Genomic DNA, 7127 nt, shown 5'->3' on the forward strand with positions numbered 1-7127 from the left:
GGCTGCTTCACTCCGCTGCCCGGCTTCGGCACGACCAACAACATCACGAACCTCTACCAGTCGGCGATCGGCGACTGGAACAGCAACTTCTTCGCCCAGTACACGCCGGTCAGGCCGCAGCGCGCGACAAACTACGACGCGAGCTGGACTCATGACTTCGGCAACTCGCTTGAGTTGCGTATCTCGCCGTACTACAGAAAAGGCGAAGACTATGTCGTCGCCAACACGCCGCTGCTTTTCAGCCTTCCCGACGGCACGCCGATCTTTGGCGCACCACGTGAGGAAAATGCCGGCGTCAACGAAAACACCGGCGTTGAGCTCGATCTGCAGAAGACGCAGACGTTTGGACTCTCGGGAACGCTGAGCGCCACATACGACAACACTCTGGCGAACTACAACAGCGACTTCTTCCCGTCCACCAACAACGCCGCGTTGGCTTTGAATCACTTCTTCCACGTCTCGTACGTGGCGGCGGTGACGGCCACGATGAACCTAGCCTACAACACGCGCAGCGGCTGGCATTTCTCCGCGCTCATGCCGTTCGAATCGGGCTACCGCTACGGAGTCGGCAAGAAGACGTTTGTCTTCCAGCCGATCGGTCCGAACGGTTCGCTCGTTCCGGTCGAGGTGCTGAACACCGACTTGGCCGCGGCGTCGCTCGGCGAGAACCAATTCCAGAGCGCGTACTACTTCACCGATCCGTCGAACCCGGGCACGATCCTTCACCCGAACATCACGGGTTCGCGCGGCACGGCCGACGGCAACGACCCTGGCACGCTGCTGGGGCCGCCGCGCTTCTTCCTGACCGACGTCTCGATCTCGCATGACATAGGGACGGGACCCACTCGGATGCAGGTAGGCATCCGCGGCACGAACCTGCTCGGCAACTACACCAACGCGGTCGTCGGCACGAATTCGCGCTACCGAAACAACGGTCTCGGCGGTTACGGCCCGACGTCGGGCACGAACACGGTGCTGCCGCTCTTCGAACCATACCAATTCCCGCGCAGTCCGTTCCCGTATGAGAACGAACCGACGGGACCGGCCCGCCTCTACACGGTCTTCGTCAGCGTGAAGTACTAGAAGATCGTGAGGAACACACAGATGAAAGGAATCACTTCCATGCGCAAACTCAGCGCAAGTCTCGTCGCGCTGGTCTGCGTCGCTGTGATGGCGGGCTGCACGACGAACAACACAGTCGGTAATCCGGTGTTCACGACGCACGCGAAACTCGTCATGTCGGTCGGCACGCTCAATGATGCTTTCGGCAGTCTCACGGGATCTGCCGGAACGTTTCAGAACATCGTGACGGCTTTCCGCAACCAAATGGGCAACTCAGCCTACATCAATCCGGGCACGGCTTCCATAACCGGGCCGGGCGGCGCGATCACACTCCCAGCAGGCTGCAACCAGTTCTTTGTCTACGGACAATTCGCTGGCTGCAACGGCTTGTTCGGCATGGCACCGGCTTACGCGCCGCCGGATGCCCAACACCCGCTCTACCAGTACCCGACCGGGTTCATCATCGTGCCGTCGGCTCCGGTTTCGGGTCAGTACAGCGCAACCACAACCGTTACCACCAACGGTCACAACATCACCTACAGCGCCTCCGCCACGCTGCCTGCGTCGCCTGTCGTACTCGGCGCGGAGAGCGGCGTGACGGGTTTTGTCAGCGATGGCAACGGCGGCGGTACGTTTACCGTCGGCGCGGCGCCGGCCGGCGTGACAGAGCGAGTCGTTGAAGTCGCCTCAGGCGGCGGGCAAGTCGCTTCCGCTCTCGTGAGCGGCACGACTGCGACGATCACCGGAACCGGCAGTTGCGCCGGCGGAGTTGGCGCGCCGATCCCGTGCGGCGCGTTCATCACGATCGTCGTCGGAGCGGACTATCCGTTCGTCGAAGCCGGTCCGCCGATGAGCAAGACCAACAATCCAACACTGACCGGCGCGAACGGCACATCCGATCTCACGGTATCCGCCGTAGGAAACTCAACCGAGTGATCGGAGAGCTCACGTCGCGCGCCGGCTAGATCACTAACCGGCGCCGAAAGACGACGAGAGGCGGCACGATGTGCCGCCTCTCGTCTTGTTCGCGACCGAACTACATCGTATTCGCGAGCGGGAACGCTTTCAGCGTGCCGATGCCGCTGCAGTCATCGTAGCCCGCTTTGCACGCGATCCCGTTGTTGCCGCTGATGAGATCGTTGAAGTCCTTGTAGCCTTGAGATTTGAACGCTGCGTAAATCGCGGGGTTGGCAAAGCCGGTCCGCGCGCCTTCGACCTGATTGGCTTCCACGAGAAACGCCGCCGTAGCGGGCGCCGCCCACGATGTACCGCCGATCGTTCCCCACTGCCCGGCAAGGAAAAAGGCGTCCGGGAAGTAGGGGCCGGAGACGTCCGGAATATTTCGCTTTGTCGTCGAGAACACGCCGGCAAGCCCGACCTGATATGCGGGGATTTTGAAGATGTCCGACGGGCCGCCGCCGGAACCGGAATCCTCGACTTCGCTAACGAGCTTTCCGGTGCTGTTGATGTTCGGATCGGCGCCGCCGACAGAGGTGAAGAACTTCAGCACCGCGGGCACATCTTGCCCCGTGCCGTCCGAGCATTTGCCGCCGCGTCCGAAATCGCCGGTGCTGGCGACGAAGCTGATGCCCTTTGCGGCGCCTTGCTTCGTGATGTTCGTGACCAAGCTGTTGAAGCTCGTCGGAGAATCGTCTTCGCAAAGACCGAAGCTCGAGCTCACCACTTCGACCTTGTTGTCCGAAACGGCCTTATTGTAAGCGTCGGAGATCTCGGTGAACGTGAATGCGGCGCCGAAGTTGTAGACGTACATGTCCGCGCCCGGGTCGAGCGTGGCGACGGTTTCTGTGTCTAAAGTCGATTCGACGCTGCCGTTCGGGTTGTACGGTTGTCCGCCGTCAACGGGAACGTGGAAATTGTGGCCGGTGCGCACGATGCCGAAGTACGCCGCAAAGGTCTTGAGATCGTTGTCCGAGCTGTCATAGTCGATCGCGATGCCGATCGCGTGACCCGTTCCGTCAAAGCCATGCTGGACCGGATAGTTGTAGGCTTGCGCGATGGCAAACGGGCTGTAGCCGCCTGCCTTGCCGTGGATTTTGCCGCTCAATGCGTCCGGCAAGACGGCGTTCATGATCGGCGTCGTGTGATCGGGCGTCGCACGCTGCAGGCTATCGAATCCGACCACGGTGTCAACGGCGTCGGCGATCTCGTTCGGCATGCTCGCTGGTGTCGCGTTCGCGTAGCGTACGCCGCGCACGCCTGCTTGCTGCACGACGTGAATCTCCGTCTTGAAGTAACGCTCGACGGCCGCTGCCGGACCATCGGCGTCTATGATCGTGCCGTTGCTGGACGGGCGCACGCGAAATCCGGCGCGGACGAGCGCGGCAGCGACCCGATTGTAATCGCGCACTGATGGCGCAAAATAGGCGTTGAACTGCTGATTTGTGAGAAAGTGTCGGAAGATCGGCGACGCCGGATTGCTCACGGCATCGACGAATTGATCGAGCTGAGCTTCGTTCCGATAGCGCATAGAGACGACTAAGGAAACGTCGAGACCGGAGTTGGCGCGGCCCAAGTCGCGCAAGCCGGCCGCGTGTACCGGATCGGCGACGATGTGCATTGCAGGTGCGGCGGCGAGCGCCGGCATCGCCGTTCCGACGAGCAGTGCGACGAGCGGGGCGAAGTACTTCACGAAAGCATCTCCATTCACGTTCGACGCCGGTGCAATTGTGGCGCGCCGAACTTCAGCGCGACGGTTCGCAAGCGGCGAGCAGCGGACCTCGGCGCAGAAAAATTATGGGACTTTGGTCGTCATGAAATTCAGTTGGCGTTCTAGACCTGCAAGCGAGTAGTCCATCTGCCTACTGCGCAGTGTTAAGCGATTGCTAACATCCGAGCACCGACCAGGCCTCGCCGCTTAGCGAAACGAGAGCTGCACTTGTATAGAGGTGAGCGGCGGCGCGAGCACGGGCGACGAGCCCGGTGTCGACTGCGACTGGGTGAACTCCACCGAGAGAGCGCGGCGCACGACGTACGCCACGCCGAACGATTGCGCCGGCGGCACAGAGAACGTCGTGCGGAAGATCGTGTACGCGTGCGGACCGAACGGATGACGCACCTCAAGGCCGGGGGCGCCGCGCGGGTCCAACTCGAAGTTCACCTCGCCCACGTTCAGCAACTGATTCAAACCCACGTTGAGCGCGCCGAGCACTTGACCCGCCAGCGCGCCCGTCACGACGTCTTGCGAGCTGACGCCGACTTGCGATTGATCCATGCCGTGCGACGACGCGAGGGCCGAATTTATCTGCGGGATGTGCAGCAGCGAAGCCACGATCGCATCGCGCGACATCTCCGGTGTAGAGGTGAAATCGGTGTGCAGCTGATCGACGCGGCCGGCGATCGTGACCGTGATATCGGCCGTATCGGTACTTGTCGTCGCATTCGCTTCGATGGTCGGCAAGAGACCGTCGGCCGGATCGAACGTGACGAAGCCGTCCGTCAGGTCAAAGCGCGTGTTGACGAATGCCGCGCGACCACGCTCTGCGATGAGCGTACCTGAGAGTTGCGGCGCTCGCGTCGTGCCCGTCACGTCCACCGTGCCCGTCCCTTGCGCGCTGACCGCACCGGAAATGCCCACGTCCTTGCCCGCCGTGAGACGTAAGCCTAATCGATACGTTCGCGGGATATGCAGCGGCCTCGCGGCAAGACGAGGCCGAGGCGTGCTCGGCGTCACGATGGTGAAGTCGCTTGCGAAAAGGGAACCTGCATATGCGGTCACGCGGCCGGGCAACGGTGCCGGAACGCCCGGCATAGCCTTGGTCTGAGACGTCGCGGAGCTGCTGCGCGATCCGAGCGCGAGCAGCGTCGCAAATGGCACCGACGTATTTGTGAAGCCGAGATCACCGGAGATGTAAGGCACGCGGCCCGAACGCGTGACGGCGACGTTTCCGGAAACCGTGCCGTCCACGATATTCGGAACGGCCACTTGCGCGCCGTTTAGTATCGCCTGCAGCGAGAACTGCAAGCTCGGCGATTTTCGCAGAGCGGTGGCCGGCACGACGTGCGCGTCGCCGCGCGCCGTCATGGTGCCGGAGCCAAGCGCCGCCCGGAAATCGTGCAGCGAGATGGTGTCGTTGGCGAACGACAAGTCGGCGTTGACTGCGCGCGCCCCGATCGTGTCGTAGCGCGATGCCAGCACGCCATTACGCAGCTGGGCCGATCCCGCGACGACGGGCTCGGCAACCGACCCGCTGACCGTGACGTTTGAATCCAACGCGCCGCCCACTTGCGCAACGCCGTCGAGCAGAGGATCGATGACACCGATCGCCACAGCCGTCGTGCGCGCGCGGAACGCGATGCGTTGATCGTTCGGACCGATCTCAAACGGCGCGAGCCGTATCGGCATCGTTCCGGTCATGTCCACGCGCCCGTGTTTGCGCGCGAACACCATGTTTCCAGCCAGGCGCAGGCGGCGGGCGCTGTAGCGCGCGGTCACGCCCGCGCTGTCGAACGCTACACTGCGCACCTCGCCGCTCGGAAATGCGACGCGCGCATCTATTGACGGCGCGGCGAACGATCCGGTTGCGGCCACATCCGCCGTCGCCGTGCCGCGGTTGGTGCCCGGTATTTTCGCGAGACGTGCTAACGTCGAGAGATCTCGCACGTCTGCGTGTGCGCGAAAGGCGAGCGACCGTTTGATGATATTCAGCCGACCGCTCGCGGTCACTGTCGTCTGCTGCGCGTCTGCGCGCAGCGAGCGCAGTTGGACCGAGCGGCCGTCGCTCGCGAGCCGTGTGCTGACATCGTCGAAAGCGACGCCGCGCAGAGTGCCGTGCGATACCGCGAACTGCGCTGCCCCCGTCGGTGCGCGCAATGGTCCAGCCGCATGGATGGTGCCGTTGACCATTCCGGTCAAGCCTTGATCCTCTGCCCCGACATACGGTGCAAGCGCTGCAAGGTCCAGCCTACTGATTCGCGCGTCGAGTGAATACTGCGCGGCCCCAAATCCCGCAGTCAATGCTCTTGAGACCGCTGCCGATTGAACCCCGGCCTGCGCGGTGATGGATCCGAGCGCATTTCGCTGTCCGATCGTCGCGAGGGTGGCCGCACCCGCGTTGCTCAGACTGACGTCCACGAGCCCCGCCGGAATTCCATCGATCGCGACGTCACGCATCTGCGCGCCGCCGCTTGCGCGCACGTGGTCGCCGGCGGACTCAACCGAGACCGCCAGACTGCCGTGACCTTCGAGCACATCCTTCCCGTTGAAGAAGTCGTTGAAATCGTCGAGCTGCACGTGCGGGCTCTCAATGTGCAATGCGACGGACGACGGCGCGACTGATCCGGCGACCGCAAGCCGCGTGCTGCCGAAACGCACGCCGCCGTTTTGGATATCGAGTGCGCTCGGCGAGCCGGAGACGTCGGCTTGGAGATTGTCGAACGGCACGCCGCGCAGCGCGCCGATGTCGGCTGAGAGGGCGCCACGCATTGTCGGCGCGCCCAACGTGCCGCCTATCAGCACGTCGGCGGCTCCGAGCCCGCTGATCGGCGCGTTGTCGCCCGCGACGGACGTAGCAACCGAACCAAGGTCGACGTTCGGCATTGCGGCACGCATATGCAGCGACGCATCGTTTGTGACGCGTCCAATACCGCGAACGTCGCCGGTCAGATATCCGCGCGTATCATCCAGAGAGACGCGCGCATCCGCGATCGTGAGGTTGCCGCCGGCCAATGCGAAATCGCCGTCGCCGCTGATGGCGCGCCCGGCGACGATGCCGTTTGTCAGCGCGCCGTCGAGCGCCACGTGCGGCGCAGACAAGGGGCCGGTGAGATGAGCAAATGCGGTGATGGTGCCGCTTGAGATCGGTGCGCCGAGCGCGGCAAGCGCGGCGCCGTCAACATGCGACGCATAGGCATCGAGGTCTCCCGCGCGAGCACTCGGCAGCGTACCGGCGACTGCGACCTCGCCGCCCGCCAGACGAGCCGTGGCGCCATAGATATGGACTTGTCCGCCGATCAGCGCCGCGACACCGTCGGCCGAGACCTCCTCGCTCTTTTTCGCCACGCGCGCATGAACATCGCTCACTTTGACGTCGCCGAGCCATGCATGA

The 7127-nt window shown here is 63.5% G+C and carries 4 protein-coding genes; 2 read left to right on the forward strand and 2 right to left on the reverse strand.

From position 1 onward, the window contains the following. A partial coding sequence (locus tag VKT51_07610) for a hypothetical protein (GenBank protein HLJ84018.1) occupies positions 1-1083 on the forward strand: 1083 nt, incomplete at its 5' end. 21 nt (positions 1084-1104) lie between these two features. Beyond that, positions 1105-1998 (forward strand): hypothetical protein, encoded by an 894-nt coding sequence (locus VKT51_07615; GenBank protein HLJ84019.1) that lies wholly within the window; start codon positions 1105-1107, stop codon positions 1996-1998. A 100-nt stretch (positions 1999-2098) separates the two neighbouring features. Here the strand turns inward: VKT51_07615 and VKT51_07620 are convergent, their stop codons facing one another. Together VKT51_07620 and VKT51_07625 are read right to left on the reverse strand one after the other, a co-directional pair. Continuing rightward, the gene (locus VKT51_07620) at positions 2099-3712 is read right to left on the reverse strand and encodes a S53 family serine peptidase (GenBank protein ID HLJ84020.1); all 1614 of its coding nucleotides are present in this window, start codon (positions 3710-3712) and stop codon (positions 2099-2101) included. 225 nt (positions 3713-3937) lie between these two features. Continuing rightward, positions 3938-7127: translocation/assembly module TamB domain-containing protein (locus tag VKT51_07625; protein ID HLJ84021.1), on the reverse strand; the 3190-nt coding region annotated here is incomplete at its 5' end.

This window comes from Candidatus Eremiobacteraceae bacterium, from assembly GCA_035295225.1.
GTDB lineage: Bacteria > Vulcanimicrobiota > Vulcanimicrobiia > Eremiobacterales > Eremiobacteraceae > JABCYQ01.